The sequence below is a fragment of the Bacteroidota bacterium genome, from assembly GCA_016714535.1.
In the GTDB taxonomy this organism is placed as follows: domain Bacteria; phylum Bacteroidota; class Bacteroidia; order AKYH767-A; family OLB10; genus JADKFV01.
In genome coordinates this window covers 236425-260889 of the sequence record JADKDR010000004.1, presented here as the reverse complement: position 1 = coordinate 260889, position 24465 = coordinate 236425, and the positions used below count along the sequence as shown (strand labels likewise).

The following is a 24465-nucleotide window of genomic DNA, read 5'->3' as shown; positions in this document are numbered from 1 at the left end:
CCTGATACAATTTTACCGAAGAAAGGGTTACTTGTTTTATTGGAACCCAAACACCTAGATAATGGAAACGGAATACCGCGACTATTGTTTATATAAACTAACTACATCTTGTTTTTATATACTTTTGCCAAAAAAAATCAGAGAATGACGAATCCATCTTTCCATGTTGAACAACTCTACACCAACTGCCTCGCGCAAGGCGCATATTACATTATAAGTAATGGCGAAGCTGCTATTATTGATCCCCTGCGTGAAACACAACCTTACCTTGAAAAGCTAAAGCGTGACCATGTTACGCTCAAGTATATTTTCGAAACGCATTTTCATGCAGACTTTGTAAGTGGACATCTTGACCTACACCGTCAAACAAATGCACCCATTGTATTTGGACCTAATGCTGCACCAGCCTTTGACTACATTGGCGCAACTGACGAACAAGTTTTTAAGTTGGGAAACATTAGCATTAAGGTATTGCACACGCCCGGGCATACCATGGAAAGCACTTGCTACCTGTTACTTGATGAGCATGGAAAACCGCACTCCTTGTTTAGTGGCGATACACTTTTTATTGGAGATGTTGGCAGGCCGGACCTCGCACAAAAGGCAGCATCCATGACGCAGGAGCAGTTGGCCTCTACCCTGTTTCAATCATTGCGTAATAAAGTAATGACTTTGCCTGATGAAGTAATTGTATATCCTGCACATGGAGCAGGAAGTGCCTGTGGAAAAAATATGAGTAAGGAAACAGTTAGTACCATTGGACTACAAAAGCAACTGAACTATGCCCTGCGTGCTGACATGACCGAACAGGAATTTATTAAAGAGGTTACTGATGGGCTATTACCGCCCCCGGTTTATTTTGGTGCAAATGTAGCTATGAACAAAAGCGGCTATCAAAATTTTGAAAGCATACTAAAACAAGGCATGCGTGCTTTAACTGCAACTGAATTTGAAACTGCAGCAGAGGAAACCGGAGCATTAATACTAGATACACGCAACAGCAGTGAATTTTGTAAGGCATTTATTCCGCAATCAATTAATATTGGTATTGGAGGAGATTTTGCACCGTGGGCAGGCGCTATGATTGGCGATGTGGCTCAGCGAATTTTACTCATAACCGAACATGGTAAAGAAGAGGAGAGCATCATGCGTTTATCTCGAGTAGGTTTTGATAATGTGTTGGGCTATTTGCAAAATGGAATAACTGCCTGGATAGAGGCAGGTAAAGAAACAGATAGAGTAAACAGAATTAGTCCGGAGCAATTTGCCGGTGAGTTTAAGCATGAACAACACAAAGTAATTGATGTGCGCAAAAACAGCGAATATGCTGCTGAGCATATTAACGAAGCCTACAATATGCCATTGGCCTCTATTAACGATTGGATAAAAGATATAAAACCGAATGAGCATTTTTACCTGCATTGCGCAGGCGGTTATCGCAGCGCTATTGCTGCAAGCATTTTACAAGCACGCGGATATCATAACTTTTCAGAGGTTGAGGGCGGTTTTAATGCAATAAAAAAGACTCCGGTGCCCACGTCTGATTTTGTTTGTCAAAGCAAAGTTGTTAGCTAAGATAAATCGCCTTCGTGAAACAGCAGGCTATTACCATCTTCAGTTACAGAAAGGGTAACTTCTCTTCCCAGAATTAAAGCAGCATTTTCAGGTTGATGCCCCGCAGGAAAATCAAATACTACAGGGAATCCAATTTCATGTACGTGCTCATGAATTATTTCAAATACATTTTTACCGTAAGCTACCTTTTCATTATCCTTCATATCCGTCATGGCGCCTACAACTAAACCTGCCAGCAAATCAATTTTTCCGCAGCGTTTCAAGTGAACCATCATCCTGTCAATATGATAAAGTTGCTCGTCTATATCTTCTATAAATAAAATTTTTCCGGCAACATCTAAGTCGCTGTTTGTGCCTGTTAAGTTATGCAGGATAGATAAATTTCCTCCTATAATTTCTGCTGTAATTTCGCCATGCTTGTTGAGGTGTTGATGGTCGGTATCGGTTGGCCATGTATAATGTAAGGTTTCTCCTTTCAAAGCTGCTAGCAGGCTCTCTATAGTGTGGTTGTTGGGTGCATAATCTTTGTAACATGTAAGCACATGCGAATGCAAGGTTTCGATGCCGTAGTTGTGGTGCAGGTGCGAATGAAAAACAGTAATATCGCTAAAGCCAATTAACCATTTTGGGTTATTTATTAATGGCGCAAAATCAACATCATCCACTACACGCACGCAACCATATCCTCCGCGTGCAGCTATAATTGCGCTTATATCCTTTCGGTCTATCATATCTTGCAGGTCGGCTGCACGTTCGTTATCTGTACCAGCATAAATGTTCATCTGGTTATACAAATTTTTTCCTTCAACAACTTCAAACCCTGCATTGCGTAATACGTCTATTCCGGCTGTAATATCCTCAGGGCTTACCCTTCTTGCTGGTGCTATTATTCCAATTTTATCTCCCTGTTTCAGATAAGGTGGTGTTATCATTTTTCTTATGTTATTTTTAATTGGGCGAAATTATAAAATTAACCTTCGAATCATTTCTTATACTGAAGCAGATGTTATATTTGCTTTAAAAAAAAGCTATGAAAGGAATATTGTTGATGCTGTTAGTGCTTGGCTTAATGGTTATAAATCCGGTGGTTGGGCAAAAAGACACCGTGATTATAAAAACATCTGCCCAGTGCGACATGTGCAAAAAAAAGATTGAAGATGCACTTCGTTTCGAAAAAGGGGTGTCATTAGCAACTCTGGAAGTAAAGTCGGCAACGGTTAAAGTGGTGTATAATACTGCCAAAACCAACCCCGATAAAATCCGAATAGCCATAAGTACCCTAGGCTATGATGCCGACAGCGTGCCTGCTAATAAGGAGTCGTACGAGAAACTACACTCCTGTTGCAAAAAACCTCCGCACAATGAGTAACTAGTTAGCCAAAGAATTTACCAAATTTTAATAATTACCATTTAACCGAATAGTTATATTTGCCATTCATTTTTAATTAAATAACATCATGCGAAAAATATTTTTAGTGTTACTATTGATTGCTAGTACCACCATACTACAAGCCCAGGTATTACGTAGTGGCCCTCCGGGACAGGTAGGCGAACAGGCTCCTGAAGTAAAAATTAAAGAATGGCTTAATTCGAATAAGGCCATTGACTTAAAGGGCAAGCCTCTGCTTATTGATTTTTGGGCAACATGGTGTGGCCCTTGCCGTGCCGCTATTCCGCATATGAACGAACTGGCAAAAGAGTATAAATCAAAAATGAACTTTCTGTCGCTAACAGCAGAAGAAAAAGAAAAGGTAGTGCCCTTTATGCAAAAAACAGCGTTCGAGAGTTTTGTAGTTACCGACTTCAACCGCGTTTCTAATTCCAATTATGGCATTTCTGGAATTCCTCATATTGTAATCATTGGTGCCGATGGCAAAGTTGCATGGCGTGGACATCCGATGAACTTGAACAAGCAAATGATAGAAGAATTTCTTAAAACGGGGAAAATAGCCGGGTAATCATAAGATTAATCTATAAAGTTAAAAAGGGCATCTCATTTTGAGGTGCCCTTTTTAATTGGCTGCTGCTTTCAGTTCGATTGGGGAGGATTAATCCGGGGCTTAAAAAATCTTTAGTCTTAGTCCCCCGTACAGCCTTCTGCCCATTATAGGTCCCCATATTTGGGTAGCATCAAACGATGTATTAAAGGGATTGTCGGCTCCAATTATTAAATGATGTTGAGTAAAGTTGCCAATGTTTTCCATTCCCAGATAAAGTTCAAAGCGTTTAAATACTTTAGTGACTTGTGCATTCATAACTGCATAGGCAGGCGATTGATTAAAAGGAATTTCCGAATCGGCATGATGCACATCAAGAGGTAATAATTTGGGTCCATCAAGCTGCACGGTATAATCTGCACGCCATTTTTTGTTTATGGTCTCATAAGCCAAAGTAAACAATCCTTTGTGCCGCGATAGTAAGGGTCGTTGATATAAGGTCCGGTTAAAGGTGATGTGTACATCGTCAAATTTGTAAGCCATGCGCAATTGTAAGTTGCGCACAATGGAAAAATCGAGTATGGCCGAAATACTTTGTGCATACGACCTTCCATCAAGGTTGTAAAAACGTATATAGTCATTGTTACTAAAGGCATCAGCAATAACCTGATTAATAAATTCAGAGCGGTATGCATCAAGATTAAATGTGGCTTCCTGCTGACCAATCAAAAATTTATAAGTGGCATTCAAACCATAGTTAATACCATGTTCTATACGCGGAGTTTCATCTATGCGCAGGGCTTTGCCTTGCGCCATCCAACCTATGTTGTCGGTAATAATATTTGCTGTGCGGTAGCTGTTGCCACCAGCAGCTCGTACAATAAGGTTTTCGGTAAAGTTGTACTTTATATTTAAGCGTCCTGTAAAAAGTTCTTTGAATTGATTGTGATAATCGAATCGTGTTCCTGCTATTACAGCAAATTTTTCTTCCGAATTATAACGGTATTCTAAAAAGGCTCCGGGAATAATTTCAGGCTTTGCAATAGAAAAGGCCGACAATTGATCGGTGTAAAAATCAAGTATGTTCATATAGCGGAATGATGCACCTGTTTTAAATAAATGGCTGCAATTAAAAATTTCATTTTGAAAAATGTAATTCGCCAGGTAACTATACTGCTTTGCATCGTAGGATTTTTTTCCAATAAATGAATTGAATTCATGATAAACAAAGTCTTGCTGAAGCCCCATGGACTTATTCGGCTTTTCGGGAAATACCATTCCTGTTTTCGAATATAACTCTATCCGGTTATTTCTGATTTTCTGATCCAAAAGATGCTTTAGCATCTTTTGCTTTTAGGTATTGTAACTGCCCCGATTCTCTCACATCAGCCAAAGCCTTTATTCCAAATTGCCCTTCTATCTTTTTGCCGCTGCTATATCTAATACGGTTATAAAAATTAATTTGCTGTCGCAAAGGAACATCTGCAAAGCCATCATCGTTATGATCAAACGGATCTTGCATTAAATTACCGTGCAACATCATGATCATGTTCCATCGTTGTGCAGAATCAAGGTGATGTACCGAATAAAAATTTGCTTCGGTCTCTTTCATACTGGTAGCAAAGAGATTGATGTAAGCCTTTTCTTCAACAACTTCGGGCTTAATAAATTCTACATTAATAGAGCCGCTTAACCCTTCGTAGCCATTAACTACGCTACCAGCGCCCTTGCTTATCTGTATACTCTCCATCCACGGCCCTGGAATAAATGCAAGTCCGTAAGGCTGTGTTAGCCCAATAGACGAATTAATGTTTTCTGTAAGGAGTTGTGAGTATATTCCCGACAAGCCAAGCAATTGAATTTCCTTTGCTCCTGTAACTGCATCGGTATAGTTTACATTTACAGTTGGGTTGGTTTCAAAGCTTTCTGATAAATTACAACACGCTGCACGCAAAATTTCTTTTTGTGTTATCGTTTCGGTATTACGCGTTTTGATGGTGCTTATTTGTGTGCCACTTTGAACCGCTTCTACTTCTACAGCGTTTAATGTATTGGTCGTTTGAAGATAAATTTTTAGTCCCTTGCTTTGTTCATTAACAGCCAGCGTTTTACTCGTATATCCTGTGTAGCTAATGACAAGCGTATCGGGCAAGGTTATATTCTTTAACTGAAAGTATCCATTTTGATCGGTTTGAAATATGAGTTTATTTCCTTTCACAAAAACGTTGGCACCGGGAAGCATTTCCGACTTGGCGTCACTTGTGCCATAGATATGGCCATCAATAAAATTCTGTGCATTAAGTTTTGTAAGCGCACCTAAGCACAATAGTAGTGCAATTATTTTCTGCATGATTAACAAAAGATTTGAAACATTAAAAAAGGTAACATGTAAAAACGTGTTTACCTGTTTTCAAATTCTTAAACTAATCAAGAATGGTTTAAATCCTGTAAGAATAATTGGGACTGTATTGGTTGTAAATACCTGCAACGCGGCAATGGTATTTGTAATTCGATAAAATGAAAAAACAGAAGCAGGCAAAATTTTTATTTTTTCAGAAATAGAAAATGCCTTGACGCTTAATAAGCCATTTATGGAAAGTTGTGTTACACAAATATGTGTGGTGCAACAATTATCGTTACAGCCATCTTCACAGGAGTTATCGCCCTCTTCGCAACAAGCATCTGCAGTGGTTTCCATTTGACAAAAGTGTGAAACATGAACAATGCCCGTAGTAGCTACTAACAGCAGCAGGCAAATGAAAATGGAAAGTAATCGTACAATTTTTTGTTTCACAACGCGAAAGTATAAATTTTGCGGTAGAATAATTATGGTTTTTTCATTAGTATTTGGTAAAAAACAAAGCCATTAATCTGATTAATCAACATTCATAAATGCGATTGGGTAAAAAAAAATGGATTTTGAAAACTAATCAAAATGTTGCTGTTGCCTTATTAAATGTAATGAAGATAATGCTTTATCTTGCGCATTAGTAATACCACAATTATGGCAAATTCAAGGCGAAGATTTATTTCAGCTCTATCTGCACTTGCCGGGGCAAGCGCATTTGTTCCGGAACTATTGGCAGCTTCATCACGAAGTATTTCAATGGATAAGTATCCTGACGAAGACACTTATTGGCAAAGCATAAGGCAGCAATTTACTCCCGGGAAGGACATTATTAATTTTAATAATGGAGGTGTAAGCCCACAGCCCAAAATTGTGCAGAATACCTTTAAGAAATACTACGATCAAGCCAACATGGGACCCAGCTATTATATGTGGAGGCAAATAGATGCTAACCGAGAAGTATTGAGGGCCAAACTTGCAAACTATGTTGGCTGTGATACCGAAGAGTTAGCAATAAACCGAAATACAACCGAAGGGTTAAATACCCTTGCGCTCGGTTTTCCGCTACAAGCTGGTGACGAAGTAATATTATCTGAGCAGGACTATCCTAATGTGGTGCAGGTATGGAAACAACGTGAACTTCGTGATAAAATAGTACTTAAGTGGGTGCATCTTGACTTACCCGAAAAGAATGAAGATGTTATAGCGAAAAAGTACATTTCGCAAATTACACCACGAACAAAGCTAATATGCATTACGCATATTATTAATTGGACGGGTCAAGTAATGCCGGTACAAAAAATTTGCAAGGCTGCTGCTGAACAGGGAATAAAAACGGTGGTTGATGGGGCTCACACAGTTTCACACCTTGAGATTAAAATCAGCGATTTAAATTGCGATTTTTTTGCATCAAGCCTGCATAAGTGGACTTGCGCTCCTTTGGGCACAGGTATTTTGTATGTTAAAAAAGGCAACGCAGGGGGTATATGGCCGCTGCATCCAAACAATAAACCACTGGTTGATGATATTCGGAAATTTGAAATTCTGGGCACTCGCAATATGGCTGCCGAACATGCTATTTCCGCTGCTATAGACTTCAATTTAGAAATGGGTTTGAATCGTAAATACAACAGGCTATGTTATTTGAAAAATTATTGGATGGAAAAAATCACCAACCCACGTGTGTATTTTTTGTCCGAAAAAAATCCCACTATTAATAATGCTATCTGTAATTTTGGAATAGAAGGATTAACTGTTAATGAGCTGGCTGATTATCTATTTAATAAGTACAAAATTCATACTTCGCCAATCGACATAGCAGGTATTAAAGGTTGTCGTGTTACTCCGCATGTTTATACATCGCTTTCCGAACTTGATGTATTGGTGGAGGCGGTAAATTCGTATAAGTAGATTTTTTTTATTGAGAGGAATGAAAGGGAGGCGCGCGCAGTGGAATGAATACGAATCGCACGGAGCCACGGAGGGCACGGAGAATATAAATACGTGTAATGCGGAGGATGTTTAATACGAGTCGCACGAGAAAGTTTAATTCGAATTGCAGTGTGAAGATAAAGTGGTGATTTCAAAAAATAATTTCAAAAAATTAGGATAATGAGACTTGCACCCGTTGCATTGGATCACAAAAAAAAGAATTTCTCCGTGCGCCATTGCATTTAAGAATAACAAGCTTTATTCCCCCTATTCAATTGCATAAACGCGCAACGAATTTTGTGTGCCAATAAATAATTTGTTTTTCTCAACACGAATTTGGGTTGCGTCATTCAATCCTTCGAGCGGCTTGTTTGATAGCTCTGCATCACGTATACTTTCAAAAACCAGATTCCCTTCGCGGTTATGGTAAACTACCCGGTCGGCAGAGCCCTGCACTTGCGCAAGTTGTAACGGGGTGTATATACTTCGGTAAAAATTTCCAAATTTGTCAAATGCAAGTATGTGATTTTTGTTATCTTGTAACAATAAATAGTTTTCGGTTTCGCAAAGCGACACCGGAGTAAGTATTTTTTGTGTGCTGTCTTTAGTTAATACAGGACCCATGGTAAGAACAAACCCCGAGGCATCCATTTTTTTTAATTGCCGGTTGCGCTCATCAAATATCCAATAATTATTCTCGTTGGTACGCGCTATTGCACTTACTATACCCAGGTGTGGAAGCGTACTCAGATCAGTTTCTGTAATAAGGGCAAGTTGTTCATTTAAAATACGTAGTTGCATAAACGATTTATAGAATAATGCAATCTTAAATGGATCATACATATCAGCCTGTGTAATATTTCCATAGCGATAATCATCGTACACATAAAGTTCTTTGCCTTCGGCAGAGTATTTCGAAATCTTGCTGCCATCAATTAAGTAAATATTTCCGAGCCTATCAGTAGTAAAAAAATCAAAACCGGCTTTAATCTCCAGCAAAGGGGTTTGAGAATGCAGGTTAGAAGACATTGCTGATAAAATCAGCAATGACATAAAAACCATACGTACTATAACTTTTACAAAACTCATCAAGCGTAAATGTAAGTACGAATGCATCACAAAAAAAGTGTTTGATAAATAAAATTGTTTTCGTGGTTGCAATACACATAAAAAAAGTTGCACAGTTTTCTATGCAACTCTATAAATTCTATTTCCGAATATTAAATTCTGTTAGTCGCCAAATCGCTTAGCAACTACATCCCAGTTAACCACGTTCCACCAGGCGGCAATATAATCGGGCCTGCGGTTTTGGTAATGCAGGTAATATGCATGTTCCCACACATCAATACCAAGAAGCGGAGTTCCTTTAACTTCGGCTACATCCATTAGTGGATTGTCCTGATTAGGAGTGCTGCTAATAGCAAGGTTGCCACTATCATCCTTTAACAACCATGCCCAACCACTACCGAAACGTGTGGTGGCAGCCTGTTCAAATTTGCTTTTCATTTCGTCCATACTGCCAAAAGCCTTCATTATGGCTTGTTCCAAAGCCCCTTCAGGTTTGTTGCTGCCGCCAGGTTGCATCAATTGCCAAAAAAGGGAGTGGTTATAATGTCCACCTCCGTTATTTCTAACAGGCATAGGATATTTGCTAATACTTTTGCAAATACTTTCTATGTCCATGTTTTCGGCATCGGTGCCGGCAGTAGCCTTGTTCAGGTTAGTTACGTATGCTTGGTGATGTTTGCCATGATGGATCTCCATGGTACGTGCATCAATGTGTGGCTCTAATGCATTAAATGCATATCCAAGAGCGGGAAGTTCAAATGCCATGATATGTTTGTTTTTAATTTTAAAAATTTCAATTGCAATAGTACAAAGATAAATGGTAAGAAAAATTATAGACTGGTTAATTATCAATTCCCTTTAGCAAATTTATATCTTCGCCACTCCAAAAAAATCTTATTCTATAAGTATGTCTCACGAATTAAACGAACTCGAAATACAGCGAAGGCAAAAGCTTGAAGCAATTATACAAGAAGGGTATAATCCATACCCGGCCGAGAGTTATGAAGTAACTACCAGCTCCGAAATTATTAAAAACGAATTTGATTCGACTCCCGAAATATTTTCGGAGGTGAGTATTGCCGGTCGCATCATGGGTGTACGCGATATGGGTAAAGCATCATTTGCGGTGCTGCAAGACCGTGCCGGCCGCATTCAACTTTATGTTAAGCGCGATGATTTATGTCCTGGCGAGGATAAGACCTTGTACGATAATCTGTTTAAAAAACATCTTGATATTGGGGATATAATTGGAGTAAAGGGATATGTTTTCCGCACCAAGATGGGCGAAATATCGGTGCATGTTACCGCCTTGAAATTATTATGCAAATCGCTAAAGCCTTTGCCAATAGTTAAAGAAAAAGATGGAGAAAAATACGATGAGGTAACCGACAGCGAAATGCGTTACCGTCAGCGCTATGTTGATTTAATTATTAATCCTCAGGTGCGCGAAGTGTTTCGCAAGCGTACCCAACTGATGAATGTCATGCGCAATTACCTAAATGCGTTGGGATACCTAGAGGTAGAAACGCCAATACTGCAACCTTTGTATGGCGGTGCTGCTGCACGCCCGTTTAAAACACATCACAATACCCTGGACATGACTTTGTATTTACGAATTGCCAATGAGCTTTACTTGAAGCGACTTATTGTAGGTGGTTATGATGGGGTATATGAGTTTAGCAAAGATTTTAGAAACGAGGGCATGAGCAGGTTTCACAATCCTGAATTTACCCAAATAGAATTGTACGTGGCCTACAAAGATTATTACTGGATGATGGAGTTGGTAGAAGAAATGGTTGAAAAATTGCGCTTGACTTGCACGGAACCACCCAAGTGCAGGTGGGCGAAAATCTTATCGACTTTAAAAGGCCATGGAAACGATATACTATGTTTGAAGCCATTGAACATTTTACCGGCATTGATATAAGCAAAATGGACGAAGCCGCATTGCGCGAAGTTTGCATGAAATTAAAAATACATGCTGACCCCAAATTTGGTTATGGAAAGTTGATAGACGAAATATTTGGAGAAGTAGCAGAACATAAATTAATACAACCAACATTTATTACCGACTATCCGGTAGAGATGAGCCCGCTTGCCAAAAAACACCGAAGCAAACCCGGCCTGGTCGAACGGTTTGAGGCAGTATGCAATGGCAAAGAAATTTGCAATTCGTTTAGTGAGTTAAATGATCCCATCGATCAGCGCATGCGTTTTGAAGAGCAATTGGAATTAGGCAAACGTGGCGATGACGAAGCCATGCAATTAGACGAAGATTTTTTGCGCGCCATCGAATATGGTATGCCTCCTACCGCAGGCTTAGGCATAGGTATTGATCGCTTAGCCATGATTATGACTAACCAGCCATCTATACAGGATGTGTTGTTTTTTCCTCAAATGCGTAAGGAACAAGAGTAAAGCTGAAGATTTTTTATTGATGCACCTTTTGTAAGGGTAACATCTACTTAGTGGAGAGTTATGGTTTATTTTTATTATAAACGATATCTTAAAAATCCCTTAATGAATAAGGTATCAATACTTTTTCTCGCTTTCTTCGTAATTACCTAATTACAGAATAAACTATCTTCACAAAAAAAATATTATGGAAAAACCACAAGTGCTTTGGGCCGATGATGAAATTGATTTACTAAAACCACACATTCTCTTTTTAGAAGATAAAGGATATGCCGTAAGTACAGTAAACAATGGTGATGACGCCTTAGAGCAAGTGCAACTAAAGAATTTTGACATTGTATTGCTTGATGAAAATATGCCCGGATTGAGCGGCCTCGAAACCTTGGCAAGAATTAAAAACTTGAAATCTACGTTGCCGGTAATAATGATTACCAAAAGCGAAGAAGAATACATTATGGAAGATGCCATTGGTAACAAAATTGCCGATTACCTGATTAAGCCTGTTAATCCGAATCAGATTTTGCTATCGCTCAAAAAAAATCTTGACAACAAACGCCTGGTAAGTGAGAAAGCAAATTCTAATTACATGCAGGAGTTTCGCAATATTGGAATGCGCCTGAGCGACCGCCTCGATTACAACGATTGGGTTGATGTATATAAAAAATTAGTCTATTGGGAATTGGAGCTTGCTAAAAATCCTGATCAGAGCATGTATGATATACTTATTAGTCAAAAGGAAGAAGCAAATATGTTGTGGGGCAAGTTTATCGAAAACAATTATGTAAACTGGCTTAAAACTCCAGATAAGGCTCCCATACTTTCGCATGAGCTGCTACGCAAAAAAGTGTTTCCAATAGCAGATGCCACCGAAGAGAATGTATATTTTATTTTGATTGATAATTTGCGTTACGACCAATGGAAAACTATACAACCTGCTCTGGAAGAATACTTTCGCATAAATGAGGAAGAAACCTATTGTGCCATATTACCTACAGCAACACAATATGCACGCAATGCAATTTTTGCAGGAATGATGCCAAGCGATATTGAAAAACGTTTTCCCAAAATGTGGTTTAATGACGAAGAAGACGAAGGTAAAAATTTACACGAAAGTGATTTTCTTGCCGATCATCTGCAACGCTTGCGTAAAAACTACAAGTTCAGCTACACCAAAGTTACAAACTATAATAGCGGAAAAGAGCTGGTAGATAATATACATAAAATGCAAGGCAACAAGTTGAATGTTATCGTATACAACTTTGTTGACATGCTATCGCATGCCCGCACCGAAATGGAAATGATACGCGAGTTAGCTGATGATGAAAAAGCATATCGTAGTATTACCCTTAGCTGGTTTGAGAATTCACCCTTGTTTGAAGCCATGCGAAAAATATCGGAGAAACCGTGTAAAGTAATAATCAGCACCGACCATGGAACAATACGCGTGAAGCAGGCAGTTAAAATTGTGGGAGATAAAAACACGAATACCAACCTGCGTTATAAAAACGGAAAGACGTTGTCTTACGATAAAAGGGATGTATTCGAAATAAGAAACCCGATAGATGCCATGTTGCCAAAGCAACATGTAAGCAGTGCCTATGTGTTTGCACGTAAGGATGATTTCTTTGCATATCCCAATAATTATAATCATTATGCTACTTACTATAGAAACACTTTTCAGCATGGAGGTGTATCGCTCGAAGAGATGATAGTGCCTGTAATAGCCTTAAGCAGCAAGTAAACTTGCAGTCGTTTTTATTTTAGTGTAAGGGAGTATTTTTTTACGATACATTTTTTTCTAGTATATGTTAGAAAAAAAATGCAACTAATCATGCGTGTGGTTAATGTTTGGCATGTTTTTAGCCCTGCCCGCTGCGTAAAAAAAAGCATTCTTAACTCTAAAAAAATCAAAGAAAAAATGGCATTTAACATTATTGATGTAGCAAAGGGTTACCTTACACAAGAGGTAATAAGCAAGGCAAGTAGTTTCCTTGGCGAAAGCGAAAGCAATACTGCCAAGGCAGTAACAACAGCACTACCCACACTGGTAGCAGGTATGCTTAACAAGGCAAATGACAACAATGGGGTCAGCACCTTGTTTAACTTACTCAAGAGTAGTGATAATAATGGAAGCATGTTATCAAACCTGTCGGGTATCTTCAGCGGAGGCGATTCTACAACTAACATGATAGCTACCGGAAGTAATCTATTGTCAAGTTTATTTGGAAGCAAGTCAGATGGCATTGCTGATGTAGTTGCCTCTGCAAGCGGTATATCAAAAAACTCTTCCTCTTCATTACTAGGAATGCTTGCTCCTTTTATCATGAATTTGTTTGGCAAAGAAGTGGCATCTAAGGGTCTTGACCTTTCAGCATTTACCTCTTTATTAGGAAGTCAAAAAGGAATAATAAGTTCGATACTTCCATCTGGAATTACTTCACTATTAGGATTAGGAAGCATTGCTGATTTAGGTGGAAAATTATTTTCTGGAACAGCATCAATGGCTGGTAGTGCAGCGCATAGTGCAACCAATATGTATAAGCAAGCCGAAGAAAAATCGAGTGGCTTAGGCAAATATTTGCCCTGGTTGTTGGCAGCATTTATTGGGCTTGCAGCATTATATTTTTGGAAAGGATGTGGCAAAGCCGGACATGATGCAGAGCATGCAGCAACCGAAGCTACGCATGATGCGGTTAATCATGCAGAGCAAGCTGTAGATAATGCCACCGAAACAATTACAGCTGCTGCTGATAGTTTGACCGAAAAAGCATCGGGACTGTGGGCTGACCTAGGAAATATTTTTAAACGTAAGTTAAGCACAGGTTTTGAATTAAACATTCCCGAAAATGGAATCGAAAATAAATTAATCACCTTTATTGAAGATGCATCAAAGCCGGTTGACAAAACTACCTGGTTTAATTTCGATCGTTTATTATTTGAAACAGGCAAGGCAACACTAAAGCCTGAGTCGCAAGAGCAATTAAAAAACATGGCCGAAATATTAAAAGCATTTCCTAATGTAAATTTAAAAATTGGAGGTTATACCGATAATGTAGGTGATGATAATTCAAACATGAAATTGTCTACTGACCGAGCTAATACGGTGATGGCAGAATTGATAAAGCTTGGAGTTGATGCATCTCGTCTTGCTGCCGAAGGATACGGAGAGCAATTCCCTGTTGCTACTAATGATACAGAAGAAGGCCGTGCACAAAATCGTAGGATTGCATGCAGGGTAACTAAAAAGTAATTTTGATACACGTAACTAAATGAAAGGCGAACCATTTGGTTCGCTTTTTTTTGGTATTTCAACTTCAGTTTTGAAAAACGTGAAAACGCTTTGCGTTTTTTATACCTATAGGTGGCTCAAAATAGCCCTAAGATATTTTGAACTTAGTATTGTAATACCCTTAGCATATAGACAAGAGTCTATTGCTAAATACTATTAGGCCGATAGAATAGCTGTTTAGGCCAATTGCGCAGCGTGCATATTGGACTATTACAGATGCCGCTTCGGTATACCAGCATATTATCGAAAATTTTTACTTTCACCATTAACATAATTTACTGCCACTATTTCTTCCCATTGCATAGGTCTGTATCCAAGCCCATCATCAAAGTCAATTTCTACACTTGACGGCAACGGCCTATTGGTAACTAAAAATTGTTGACTTAGCTTAAAATGAAAGGTACCTGTAAAAAATTTTTCTTTCATTGGACTAAAAATAAAAAGCGAATCCTCTTCAAAAGGACTGCTAGTACGAGGATTAACATCAACAAAAAGTTGAGTTATTGAATCAAACAGTATTAAGTTACTATCTACCGCATATTCTTTTACTCTATCGTACTTTATGTTAATTATAGCTATGGGAATAACATGAGACGGCATTTCCATCAACTGACGTGCACCGTAAAATAAACTATCATAACGCCACTCAGGGTTAATGGTGTCAACCACAAATTTTTCTATATCTCGAACAATGGCAGGTATAAACTGAAAATCGGGCGTATCAATGGCAACGCCCCTATGTGCGCCCCAGTAAACCTCTTTATCCATATAAGGATAAAGCACATTGGTTTGCATGCTGCTTTTGTCAAGCATATAAAATGTACTGTCTGCTTGTGCTATAATTTTTTGACATGCCAATAGCATTAAGCATGATAAAATTGCTTTTTTCATAGAATTAATTTTTATAGAATGAAAATATTCTTAAATAAAGGCCAATAAATTAAATATTGGAAATCATCTTGATATATTAGTAATTTACATCAATAGTAATAGTATCATGAGGTATTGGAGTAAATTTAAATGGCACATCATAATCTATGTTGTTTTTAGTGCTTTTACCACCTGATCTATATTCTATGTAACTAAAAAAAGAGTTGTTGATACCATAATCACAAAACAAAATTGTTGTATCAATAGTGGCACCTATAAAATTCCAACTTCCACAATTCCCAGCAATATGAAATTGATCCCCAACACCAAACGGATTCACATTCTTAACATGCAATTTTACATAGCCCTTTTGGTAGTATTCCATAATGACATTTTGGTGTTCCAATGCATTTAATCCGTAGGGTGTATATTCCGGTATAAAATCATCGTGATAGGCAAATGCATAATACATATATCCTTCTTCGCGTTGCTTTAATTCGTAATGTGCAAAACCATTATTATCAGTATATACAGTATCCACAGGTAAGTTGCCTGTAAATGAAGATGGCGCCCCTTTTTTAATTATAACCATGGCATTGGCAACCGGTAAGCCTTTCACCTTTTCGCGTACAATTATGTGGGCATCAATGCAATTGCGTTGAAATTTTTTACAACCCCCAAATAGTAAAACTATAGGTAAGAAGTATATAAAAGAAAATTTGTTATTCATTGTAGTTTGCTATAAGAATTTGCTTTTGTAAAACAAAAAAAAATCTGACATAAAAATTTCCTATATGGAAATAAAAATGAATATTTTGCAATAAAATTGAAAATTAAGCAGGATTTTTGCCATACAAGAAAGAAACTTGAAAACTTAAATACACAAAAAATTCAACGTATGCAAATAGGACAAAAAATTCAACGCTTGCGCACCATCAAGGGATTACAGCAACATTAGTTGGCGGAAAAAATTCATGTGGAGTCGTCCACATTAAGCAAAATTGAGCATGGACATGTAGAACCAAACCTATCCATGCTTACCAAAATAGCCGAAGCTCTTTCCATTACATTAGAGCAGTTGCTGCACTATGATGAGCATACCCAAATCAATATTAATAATTCAAATACATCAGGCAATAATGGAGTTAACTACGGTGGTGTAATAAATGATATTGAGTTTATAAAGCAAATGTTAGTGGCCAATCAACACCGCATAGAGTCAATAGAAATGCGTGTAAAGGCTATGGAAGGCAAAGGATAATTTGGCTTGCGCAATTTACATTCGTTTTCCAATATGTAGCCCTCGGCTGGGCATACGGTATCATGATTACCATCGAGCACGCCCCAGCCCCACACCTTGGCATAGGGGCATAGTACAATGTTGTTAAGCATGGTTTAATCCCAACTATAAAACATGCTGTTTTGCACGAGGCAGGGAGCTTCAATTGCAAGCTTTTAATGTATTAATAGATACATCAGCATACGCTCCGTGGTTTTGGTGGTCACCTCAAACTCATTTTCCATTAAGTTTTATCCTGAGTTACGATGCAAATATTGGCATCACTGAGTTTACAGTTGATAAGAACATAATTTATCCCAATCCTTGTAATGATGAGTTGCATATAAATACGAAAGATAAATTAGTGTCAATTGAAATTACAAATTTGGTTGGAGAAAAATTTAAACCTAACATGATAATAGGTGATAAACATATTAAGGTGAATACTGCACAACTAAAAAATGGAATTTATATACTCAAGTTACTCAACAATAAAAATCAAATTACGTACGAAAAATTTTGTAAAATTGATTAGTGTTTGTTTTCTATATTAATTCACTTAAGCTTTACAAAAAATAATAATGCAACTACTCCAACAATTTATTAGCTCTCAAAAACCTTATCCCATCGTTTGCATCTTTATTATTTGCATCAAGTTGAATAGCTCTTGACCAAGCATCTCCTGCCGCCTTGTAATTTTTTATAGTGTAATAAGCTCCCCCTAAGTTAGCCCAGGCATTTGCATTGCGATCATAAATATCAATGCTCTTGTTGATATAATAAATGGAAGAATCATATTGTTGAGTAATGCCAAATTGCAACCCTTTGTTAAGTATGGGCAATGCATAAGCATTCAAATACTCGTTGCATTTTGCATGCGTGGGATGGTGTTGCAATACTTTTTTCCACCAGTAAATGGCACTATCGGTTTTATTTTGCCAATTATAAATTACGCCCATATTAAAATTTCCATCGGCAAAATCAGGTTTCATGGCCGCCCCTTGTTGAAAATAATACTTTGCCTGTTCGAGCACCGCAGCGCTATCGGTGGTTGAGTTTAGTTTGTTTAAGGTAGCTAGACCAGCGTTCAATACTACCTTTACGCTATTAGGCGCGTTGTGATAATCGGCCAAAAACAAGGTGTCATTATCTTTCCATACCCGGCAGCGGTTAGCAGCATATACAGTAGCTGTTAACATTATTAAAAAGGCAAAAACGATTGCATACTTGCTTAGTGAAAATCTGGTGGGCAATTTCTCTTTTAAGAACAGATAAAGTGCAGCAACAACAATTACAAAACCAACCGAGGGAATAAACATAAACCTATCAGCATAAGGCGCTCCAATATTGAATACTAAATTGGAAACAATTCCGAAAGTGAGGAAATAGAAAATGACGCCAGCAGTAAATGCATTCTGTTTTTTGTAAAAATAGATAGCCGCTATTACCAGCAAGATATGCGCAAGTATGGAAACAATGCTAAACAAATTAGTAAGTGATACATAAGGTATTTGCGCATAATTATAATCGTAGCTAAGGTTAAGAGGAAGGAAGAGATTTTTGAAATATAACAACCAGGTATAAAAAAGTGTTCCATATTTTTCAGAAAAAGACAAACCATAAAACGGATTATTAAAAACATCGTTGCTTACTGTGCCTCCATTGCCTGCTATAGCTGCTTGCCGCATCACAATAAAACAAAGCATAGCCAACAGGTGAATGATATACACGGGATGAAAAAAATTATTCTTGAAATAGAACATTCCAAACAATAACGGAAAGGCAAAAAGCAACACCACTCCAAACTCCTTGCTCATGCAGGAGAGGAAATAGAATAAAACGGAAAAGATAAGAGGAAGGATTTTTCTAGTTTCAAAATGGCTAAAGAGAAAATTGGCAGAGGCGAGAAAAAGTAACAAACACAGTATATCATCGCGACCTTTAACGTTGGCTACTGATTCGGTATGAAGTGGATGCACAGCAAAAAGTAAAGCAGAGGCAAAAGCAACAAGTTGATGCTGCGGAAAAATCAATTGCTTAAGCAATTGAAGCAATAGGATACAGGTAAGTGCATACAACAAGATATTTATAAAGTGAGCAATGTGAGGGTTACCGGCAAACAGACTATGTTCCATAGCAAAGGTAACTACCGAAAGCGGCCTGTAGCGCCCGCCTGCTAGCACCTGTATATTGCCTTCGGTCATTCCGGCAAAAGTGTCGAGGCGCAGTATGTCTTTTATTCCGGCAAACCCTTTTTGCGTAAAAGCATTTTTGCCGATTACAATAAAATCATCCAATGCATACTCGTGCATAATCGTAATACCATAAATAGCAAAACAAACCAAAGCGATTATGATATATTGAAAACGCGATTGCAAATACCAGGGCAAATGTGCTGATTGGTTTGCTTGCAATGATGGTGCTACTTGGGCAAGATGTTTTTTGTGGTTAGCCTTCATACTCGGTAACGCGCAACTTTGCGGAGACTGAGGGATTCGAACCCTCGATACCCTTTTGGGGTATACACACTTTCCAGGCGTGCTCCTTCAACCACTCGGACAAGTCTCCTTTTTTTAATGATGCAAGTATATTGTTTTTTACTTCTAAAAAAGGTATCTTTTTTAGCATCATGAATTCGATACTTTTTTTTTGCAGAGTGACTGACGCGAAAAAAATGGGACTATGTAAACCGTAAAATTAACTTCTCTATATTTTAAAAAAGCAAGAGCAAAATCATGAATTAAACAACAATGCCATAAGCTTCGTTAAATGCTTTTTCGGTGTAGGCATAGGTAGCATAAGCAAAACCTTTGTCGCCCCAGCGTTCTCCCCAACTATTGCGTATTATAAAATGGGTGGGGGTATAACCTACAATAGATACAGCGTGCCCTTGCTGATAATTATTCTTGATATATTTTTCCAGCTTCCCATCTTTTTTTATCTGAAACCAAGATTCATCGCAATTGAGAAACGTCAAGATAGGGCCACGATAGTGGATCCATGCTTTAAACATTTCCAGTTTGTTTTTTTTAGTTTTTGCAAGATTAAAATATGCCTTCACTTTTAATTTTCCTGCTGTTTTCAAATACTTTGACTCTTGAAGGGTAACCATTTTTCCTTTAAACGGAAGCAGGTCGGCTTTTAATGCGCCAAATTTACGTGCAGTTTTCAGTGCAGTTTTTAAACTTGTGCCGGCATCTTCAATAAAGGTGGTAGGATAGGATATGTACTCATCCATTTCTTTACTGGCCATCCAAATAAAGCGTACCGAAATTTTATCTGTGGTTTTTATTTTTTCGCTTTAGTAAAGTGATAACGAAGCAATGCGCTGGCAGTTGCCCATCCAACGCAACTTCCGGTGGCACCCTGATTACCTATATTCCACCATGGCCTGCGCAAATCAACATTTTTAGGAAGAGCAATTTTTTTTGGCAAATAACCTAGTGCTTGTGCCTTTGCTAAATTCCAGTCATGATGCACATCTTGAGAAGCAACACAATTAAATATTCTTTCTGTAGCCATTCATATTGTTTTTTAAATTGCCTACTCTGTTTATAATCCGCTTTTCGGCTTGGGCGGGTTTCTATAAGCCTTATATTTTTTTGATTAAACTCAATTACTTAGCTATGCCATTGCTATCAAACTTTTTTGCACTATTAATTATTTCTATAGACATATCAGGATTTGCTAAACTCCCAGCGCTTGCACCTACCTGTATTAAATTTGCTTTGGGCCCATCAGGGCTTTCAAATAGTTTAATAGCTTTTAACTTAATACCGGCTCTCATTAAGCAAAAGGCAACTAACTTTACATTATCCACGTTATCGTTTACATTAGAACCTATCCAAATACAATTTGTTGCAATATTTTTCATGTTATCTTTTACTTCTTTAATTTCCAATTTATAACCAAGCTCTTTTAAAATCAGAAAGGCTTTGTCCTCATCATCTAATTTTGGAAAATACTGAATAGTGAAGGATTTATCTATTTTACTGGTCAACAAATAAATTTGTTGATTAAGATCTGATATTATATCTAATTCAGATTCAGTAAGCGTGTTTATTTTATTTTGTGAAATTCCATAACTCGCTAATGATTTTTTTTGAATCTCCAAAGAATCATTAGCAGCTTTAGCTGTAAGTATTTTATTTTGACGTTCTAATGCAAGCGCTTGTTTGGCTTTATTAAGAGCCTCTTCTATTTCTGTTTTTTGTTTGCTAATTTCATCACTTTGATTGGAAATTTTTATTGCCACAGTAATTGTTCCAGCTATCACAAGCAATAAAAACACTAAACTTAAACTTAAAACACGTTGCATTTTTCGTTTTGCCAAATCATCTTGCTGCTTTTTTAACTGTTCTTCTTTCTGCTCCAAATTATAATTTTTGCTCTTGCTAATCCAATCTGTTTCCTCGTTACTGATTTTTATCTTGTCCAAATAAGATTCTATAAAGATTAATTGTCTTTCGGTAAAATACTCCCTTCCTTCTGCCTTAACCGCCACCTGGCTTTTTATCAATCGCTTCACTTCAAGCAACATTTTTTCTTCAACGCTTCGCTTTTCTGAAATGGGCTTTGCCAGCGCATCATGTGCAATCTCATACATATCAGTAGCATCATTGTAACGAAGTATACGGCTGTTGGTAAAGGCTGTAATTAGTTCATCTATAAGTTTTGGGTTTACCCCTGTAAGCCTTTCATATAAACCTTGTTTGCCAATGGGCTCTTTGGTTCCCTCAATGGTTGAAAAAGGTGACAACATTCTCCAAATCATATCCTGTGTTAAATCAGGATAGTGCGATTTGAGATTTTTAGAAATACTAGTTACCTGCTCATCAAGAAAATTGATAAGGATATCGCCAATCTCTCCCATTTCATTTAATACCTGCATGGTAAAAACTGCTTGTGCAGTGCGGCTTTCATCCCCCGTTATTTTTAGATAAAATTTATCTAAAAAAACCTGAAGAAATGGTAACTGTATTGTTAGTGATTTTCCTTTACCTTTTATCTTCTCAAATATTCCTCTTGCAAGCTGATCTTCTTCGCCCGGCTTGAGCCTTACATTTGAATTTTCGTAAGTAGAGGCGCCTAAGATTACTTGTTTTACTTTTTCAAAATTCATGGGTTCGATACGCAACTTTTTTCTCATGAGTTGTGGTACCGCCCGTTCAAATTCAAACAGGTAACCAAGATATTCCTCACGGATAGCAAAAATTATTTTTACAGGCTGGTCTGATGCTAATATTTCTTGAATCGTTTTTATGAACGTTTGCATCTCACTGTCAGTACCAAGAATAAAAAGCTCTTCAAATTGATCAAATATTAAGTAAATAGGTCTGAAGGTTTTTTGGTATACAGCTTTTATTGATTGCGATATTTTGCTTAACTCTTTTGCAGAGTTTGGCGAATCGTCAGACCATTCATCATGGTACGAAGCATCGCTTGCAATGCTTGAAAGTTGCCCGCCTTCGCTATGAAGTATTTTTTCTAAAGAGTCATTTATATTGGCACCTCTGCGTATCATTAATGCCAGCCAATCGTGGGGTTGAAATTTGCTTGCTAATCCGCAGTTTATAAGACTTGTTTTTCCTGTACCCGAAGCACCGTAAACCAAAATAACCGATGATTGAAAAACCATTTCATACAGTTCATTTATTTCTTCATCGCGACCAAAAAAGATGTTGCTGTCATCTTTGTCGTAGGAGTTCAAAAACTTAAAGGGATACGTAGCCGTCATGATTATTGCTTTTTAAAATAGTATTTAGCTGTTGTTATAATTCGTCATCAGTTATTGTTTCTTCTGCCCCGGTTAACGTTCTTTTTGCATCGTCAAACAAGTTTATCACATTATCAAAATTCATATCTTTTTTGTTATCGTTATTGGCTAACCATTTATTAAGCGCTATTGTATCTTTTTCATCAGGTTTTTGATTTTTTGATTTCCTGATAGTTATTTTACTGGTATCCTCAATAAAACTGTAATTTAAACTTTGGTCGCCATACGTATCACAAAAAGAAAAGAAGCAAATCTTAGAACCTCCGGTTAAGCCAAGCGAATTGAAATCAATAACAAAAGGATCAAGGTTTATATTTTGACGGAGGTTTTCTTTACATAACAAAACCGAATAGGAGATGACCGGTGTGCTTTCTCTTTTTACGCGGGCCTGACTGTTATTGTTTGCCTGGCTTTCACCATCTAGCAATGTGTAATTATGTAAATAAAGACCTTCCTTGTCATTTCTTTGTATGGCATAATCAATATCTTTAATAGAGATGATTTTATACTCAGCCAAAAAACTCAGATTTTCTAATACAATTACCAAATTACTTTCAGCAGCAGTGCAATCATCAACGGTGTAGGTTCCTTGTTTTATAAGGTCTGTAATTGCATTTAGATTGACACATGCATTTATTAAGGAACTGTCTGTATTGAGTTTAGTTTGCAGTTCGCTTAGTTGAGGAATAGGGAACACTAAATTATTTGTCGAAAAAATTTCGGTAAGTGTTCTTAGTAGTTCAGCATAATCAGTAATCGATTCTTCAACAGCCGTTTTAAATAATTTATTTAGCGTGCCAATTTGTGCCTGCGATAATTTGTAATGGTTTTGCTTTTGCTTATCCCACAATGTTGAAATAAGCGAAAAACAAATAAGTTGCATTCCTCTTTTGGCAGTAAGCAGACAATTTTCAAGATATCGTTTCATCTTGCTTTCCGAATATTTTTCTTCACCTATTGCGCCTAACTTTCTTAATTGGATTCCGATAGCACCAACAAAACCCGAAATCACAATTCGTTTTACCTGAGTAACCAAATCGGCATTATTTTGCCAGTTGCTATTAGCGTTTAAAAATTCGTTTGCTTTTTTATTGTATGGTCTAATGGCTTCAATTAATCGCCCCGGAAAAATCTCATTGAACGTGTTTTTTACAGGCGTCTCTTCAATTGGTGTTTTCAGAATTGGCTGACTTACAAATTTTGGCAGAAACAAATCAAGCTGACTTCTGTATTTGTTTATAAGGTTATCAATGTTTGTATATTCGGTATAGAAATGATTTAGTTCTCCAAGTTTTTTCTTAAACGCCAGCAACGTATTAATTTCATCGGTAATGGCACCCGTATTAATTTGGGCATTTTTAAAATAGGTCCATATTTTTGGTTTGCCTTTATCCTTAAAAATCTGGTAAGCAGTATCAAACTCTTCGGCCGAATATTTTCCAACTTTAGTAAAAAACAAACATACTACTATATCACACTCCCTGATGGCATTATTATATTCATCCTGCAAACGCGTGTCCGAAATGGTATCCAGAAAATTTTCCCATTGAACAAGTTCGAGATAAATACCCTGCTTATGCAGGCGATCATTTTCCTTACTGATAAAATCGCGAAACAGGTTACGGTCATCCTTAAGTTCGGACGAGGAAGCAACAAATATTTTTATGGTATTCATAAATTAACAATAGGTTTTTACATGGTCATTATCTTCTCATAAAACAAAATGCGCGTTCACAGGTTTATAATTATTGTGTAACACACTACCCAAGCAGCCTCATACAAGCAACAGGACAAATTCAGAATAGAAGCAAGGTGGTCTAATCGTAATGCATTAACTAAGGGCAAGCAGCGCAATCGTAAATCATAGCTTTGGCTAATGAATTAAAATTCGCACAACAATAGTACATATTTGTTTAGTTCCTCTTAAAATAAATTTTAACCTAAATCACTTAATTAGATGGAATGTACATAAGGAAT

At 37.4% G+C, this 24465-nt stretch carries 21 protein-coding genes, 1 tRNA gene and 1 pseudogene; 9 read left to right on the top strand and 14 right to left on the bottom strand.

Annotated features, from left to right (window positions below):
- Positions 1–144: 144 nt before the first annotated feature.
- Positions 145–1575, top strand: coding sequence for an MBL fold metallo-hydrolase (locus IPO27_07010; protein ID MBK8846322.1), 1431 nt, complete (start codon positions 145–147; stop codon positions 1573–1575).
- Here the strand turns inward: IPO27_07010 and IPO27_07005 are convergent.
- On the bottom strand, positions 1572–2507 hold the full coding sequence (locus IPO27_07005) for an LD-carboxypeptidase (protein MBK8846321.1): 936 nt from the start codon (positions 2505–2507) through the stop codon (positions 1572–1574). The two genes, IPO27_07010 and IPO27_07005, sit on opposite strands and share 4 nt — an antisense overlap.
- Before the next feature lie 137 nt (positions 2508–2644).
- On the opposite strand from IPO27_07005, the gene IPO27_07000 reads away from it, so the two are divergent.
- On the top strand, positions 2645–2944 hold the full coding sequence (locus IPO27_07000) for a heavy-metal-associated domain-containing protein (protein ID MBK8846320.1): 300 nt from the start codon (positions 2645–2647) through the stop codon (positions 2942–2944).
- Between the two features lie 88 nt (positions 2945–3032).
- Positions 3033–3533: a redoxin family protein gene (locus tag IPO27_06995; protein MBK8846319.1), complete on the top strand. Its 501-nt coding sequence runs from the start codon at positions 3033–3035 to the stop codon at positions 3531–3533.
- A gap of 102 nt (positions 3534–3635) precedes the next feature.
- On the opposite strand, the gene IPO27_06990 is transcribed toward IPO27_06995, so the two are convergent.
- The 3 genes from IPO27_06990 to IPO27_06980 are packed head-to-tail and all read right to left on the bottom strand — an operon-like array spanning position 3636 to position 6306.
- Positions 3636–4856 (bottom strand): TonB-dependent receptor, encoded by a 1221-nt coding sequence (locus tag IPO27_06990; protein ID MBK8846318.1) that lies wholly within the window; start codon positions 4854–4856, stop codon positions 3636–3638.
- Positions 4819–5862 carry a carboxypeptidase-like regulatory domain-containing protein gene (locus tag IPO27_06985; GenBank protein ID MBK8846317.1) on the bottom strand — a complete coding sequence of 348 codons (1044 nt, stop codon included), beginning with the start codon at positions 5860–5862 and terminating at the stop codon, positions 4819–4821. Before IPO27_06985 ends, IPO27_06990 begins: the two co-directional genes overlap by 38 nt.
- 60 nt (positions 5863–5922) lie before the next feature.
- The gene (locus tag IPO27_06980; GenBank protein MBK8846316.1) at positions 5923–6306 is read right to left on the bottom strand and encodes a hypothetical protein; all 384 of its coding nucleotides are present in this window, start codon (positions 6304–6306) and stop codon (positions 5923–5925) included.
- A 210-nt stretch (positions 6307–6516) separates the two neighbouring features.
- Here IPO27_06980 and IPO27_06975 point away from each other — a divergent pair, with 210 nt between their 5' ends.
- Positions 6517–7770 (top strand): aminotransferase class V-fold PLP-dependent enzyme, encoded by a 1254-nt coding sequence (locus tag IPO27_06975; GenBank protein MBK8846315.1) that lies wholly within the window; start codon positions 6517–6519, stop codon positions 7768–7770.
- Between the two features lie 288 nt (positions 7771–8058).
- On the opposite strand, the gene IPO27_06970 is transcribed toward IPO27_06975, so the two are convergent.
- Positions 8059–8880: a hypothetical protein gene (locus IPO27_06970; protein ID MBK8846314.1), complete on the bottom strand. Its 822-nt coding sequence runs from the start codon at positions 8878–8880 to the stop codon at positions 8059–8061.
- 141 nt (positions 8881–9021) lie between these two features.
- The gene (locus IPO27_06965; GenBank protein ID MBK8846313.1) at positions 9022–9624 is read right to left on the bottom strand and encodes a superoxide dismutase; all 603 of its coding nucleotides are present in this window, start codon (positions 9622–9624) and stop codon (positions 9022–9024) included.
- 142 nt (positions 9625–9766) lie between these two features.
- On the opposite strand from IPO27_06965, the pseudogene lysS reads away from it, so the two are divergent.
- The 3 genes and pseudogenes from lysS (at position 9767) to IPO27_06950 (ending at position 14524) form a co-directional block, all read left to right on the top strand.
- Positions 9767–11277 (top strand): annotated as a pseudogene (lysS, locus tag IPO27_06960) (lysine--tRNA ligase).
- A gap of 184 nt (positions 11278–11461) precedes the next feature.
- The gene (locus tag IPO27_06955) at positions 11462–13015 is read left to right on the top strand and encodes a bifunctional response regulator/alkaline phosphatase family protein (protein MBK8846312.1); all 1554 of its coding nucleotides are present in this window, start codon (positions 11462–11464) and stop codon (positions 13013–13015) included.
- A gap of 177 nt (positions 13016–13192) precedes the next feature.
- Positions 13193–14524, top strand: a complete 1332-nt coding sequence (locus IPO27_06950) for a DUF937 domain-containing protein (protein MBK8846311.1) — start codon at positions 13193–13195, stop codon at positions 14522–14524.
- A gap of 279 nt (positions 14525–14803) precedes the next feature.
- On the opposite strand, the gene IPO27_06945 is transcribed toward IPO27_06950, so the two are convergent.
- A complete protein-coding gene (locus tag IPO27_06945; GenBank protein MBK8846310.1) occupies positions 14804–15454 on the bottom strand; it encodes a hypothetical protein in 651 nt (216 codons plus the stop codon).
- A gap of 76 nt (positions 15455–15530) precedes the next feature.
- A complete protein-coding gene (locus IPO27_06940) occupies positions 15531–16163 on the bottom strand; it encodes a hypothetical protein (protein MBK8846309.1) in 633 nt (210 codons plus the stop codon).
- Positions 16164–16391: 228 nt separating this feature from the next.
- On the opposite strand from IPO27_06940, the gene IPO27_06935 reads away from it, so the two are divergent.
- A complete protein-coding gene (locus IPO27_06935) occupies positions 16392–16694 on the top strand; it encodes a helix-turn-helix transcriptional regulator (protein MBK8846308.1) in 303 nt (100 codons plus the stop codon).
- Between the two features lie 184 nt (positions 16695–16878).
- Positions 16879–17247, top strand: coding sequence for a T9SS type A sorting domain-containing protein (locus IPO27_06930; GenBank protein MBK8846307.1), 369 nt, complete (start codon positions 16879–16881; stop codon positions 17245–17247).
- 52 nt (positions 17248–17299) lie between these two features.
- Here the strand turns inward: IPO27_06930 and IPO27_06925 are convergent, their stop codons facing one another.
- The 6 genes from IPO27_06925 to IPO27_06900 form a co-directional block, all read right to left on the bottom strand.
- Positions 17300–19171, bottom strand: coding sequence for a hypothetical protein (locus IPO27_06925; GenBank protein MBK8846306.1), 1872 nt, complete (start codon positions 19169–19171; stop codon positions 17300–17302).
- Between the two features lie 21 nt (positions 19172–19192).
- A tRNA-Ser gene (locus IPO27_06920) sits at positions 19193–19280 on the bottom strand.
- Positions 19281–19452: 172 nt separating this feature from the next.
- Positions 19453–19965 carry a hypothetical protein gene (locus tag IPO27_06915; GenBank protein MBK8846305.1) on the bottom strand — a complete coding sequence of 171 codons (513 nt, stop codon included), beginning with the start codon at positions 19963–19965 and terminating at the stop codon, positions 19453–19455.
- A 35-nt stretch (positions 19966–20000) separates the two neighbouring features.
- Positions 20001–20234, bottom strand: coding sequence for a hypothetical protein (locus tag IPO27_06910; protein ID MBK8846304.1), 234 nt, complete (start codon positions 20232–20234; stop codon positions 20001–20003).
- Between the two features lie 94 nt (positions 20235–20328).
- Positions 20329–22350, bottom strand: a complete 2022-nt coding sequence (locus IPO27_06905) for an ATP-binding protein (GenBank protein ID MBK8846303.1) — start codon at positions 22348–22350, stop codon at positions 20329–20331.
- Between the two features lie 133 nt (positions 22351–22483).
- Positions 22484–24163: a hypothetical protein gene (locus tag IPO27_06900; protein MBK8846302.1), complete on the bottom strand. Its 1680-nt coding sequence runs from the start codon at positions 24161–24163 to the stop codon at positions 22484–22486.
- Positions 24164–24465: the final 302 nt, after the last annotated feature.

What these genes read in the sequence shown, in the direction of transcription:
- IPO27_07010 (MBK8846322.1), top strand. Translation starts at nt 145, where the DNA reads ATGACGAATCCATCTTTCCATGTTGAACAACTCTACACCAACTGCCTC.
- IPO27_07005 (MBK8846321.1), bottom strand. Translation starts at nt 2,507, where the DNA reads ATGATAACACCACCTTATCTGAAACAGGGAGATAAAATTGGAATAATA.
- IPO27_07000 (MBK8846320.1), top strand. Translation starts at nt 2,645, where the DNA reads ATGGTTATAAATCCGGTGGTTGGGCAAAAAGACACCGTGATTATAAAA.
- IPO27_06995 (MBK8846319.1), top strand. Translation starts at nt 3,033, where the DNA reads ATGCGAAAAATATTTTTAGTGTTACTATTGATTGCTAGTACCACCATA.
- IPO27_06990 (MBK8846318.1), bottom strand. Translation starts at nt 4,856, where the DNA reads ATGCTAAAGCATCTTTTGGATCAGAAAATCAGAAATAACCGGATAGAG.
- IPO27_06985 (MBK8846317.1), bottom strand. Translation starts at nt 5,862, where the DNA reads ATGCAGAAAATAATTGCACTACTATTGTGCTTAGGTGCGCTTACAAAA.
- IPO27_06975 (MBK8846315.1), top strand. Translation starts at nt 6,517, where the DNA reads ATGGCAAATTCAAGGCGAAGATTTATTTCAGCTCTATCTGCACTTGCC.
- IPO27_06970 (MBK8846314.1), bottom strand. Translation starts at nt 8,880, where the DNA reads ATGAGTTTTGTAAAAGTTATAGTACGTATGGTTTTTATGTCATTGCTG.
- IPO27_06965 (MBK8846313.1), bottom strand. Translation starts at nt 9,624, where the DNA reads ATGGCATTTGAACTTCCCGCTCTTGGATATGCATTTAATGCATTAGAG.
- IPO27_06955 (MBK8846312.1), top strand. Translation starts at nt 11,462, where the DNA reads ATGGAAAAACCACAAGTGCTTTGGGCCGATGATGAAATTGATTTACTA.
- IPO27_06950 (MBK8846311.1), top strand. Translation starts at nt 13,193, where the DNA reads ATGGCATTTAACATTATTGATGTAGCAAAGGGTTACCTTACACAAGAG.
- IPO27_06945 (MBK8846310.1), bottom strand. Translation starts at nt 15,454, where the DNA reads ATGAAAAAAGCAATTTTATCATGCTTAATGCTATTGGCATGTCAAAAA.
- IPO27_06940 (MBK8846309.1), bottom strand. Translation starts at nt 16,163, where the DNA reads ATGAATAACAAATTTTCTTTTATATACTTCTTACCTATAGTTTTACTA.
- IPO27_06925 (MBK8846306.1), bottom strand. Translation starts at nt 19,171, where the DNA reads ATGAAGGCTAACCACAAAAAACATCTTGCCCAAGTAGCACCATCATTG.
- IPO27_06915 (MBK8846305.1), bottom strand. Translation starts at nt 19,965, where the DNA reads ATGGCCAGTAAAGAAATGGATGAGTACATATCCTATCCTACCACCTTT.
- IPO27_06910 (MBK8846304.1), bottom strand. Translation starts at nt 20,234, where the DNA reads ATGGCTACAGAAAGAATATTTAATTGTGTTGCTTCTCAAGATGTGCAT.
- IPO27_06905 (MBK8846303.1), bottom strand. Translation starts at nt 22,350, where the DNA reads ATGGTTTTTCAATCATCGGTTATTTTGGTTTACGGTGCTTCGGGTACA.
- IPO27_06900 (MBK8846302.1), bottom strand. Translation starts at nt 24,163, where the DNA reads ATGAATACCATAAAAATATTTGTTGCTTCCTCGTCCGAACTTAAGGAT.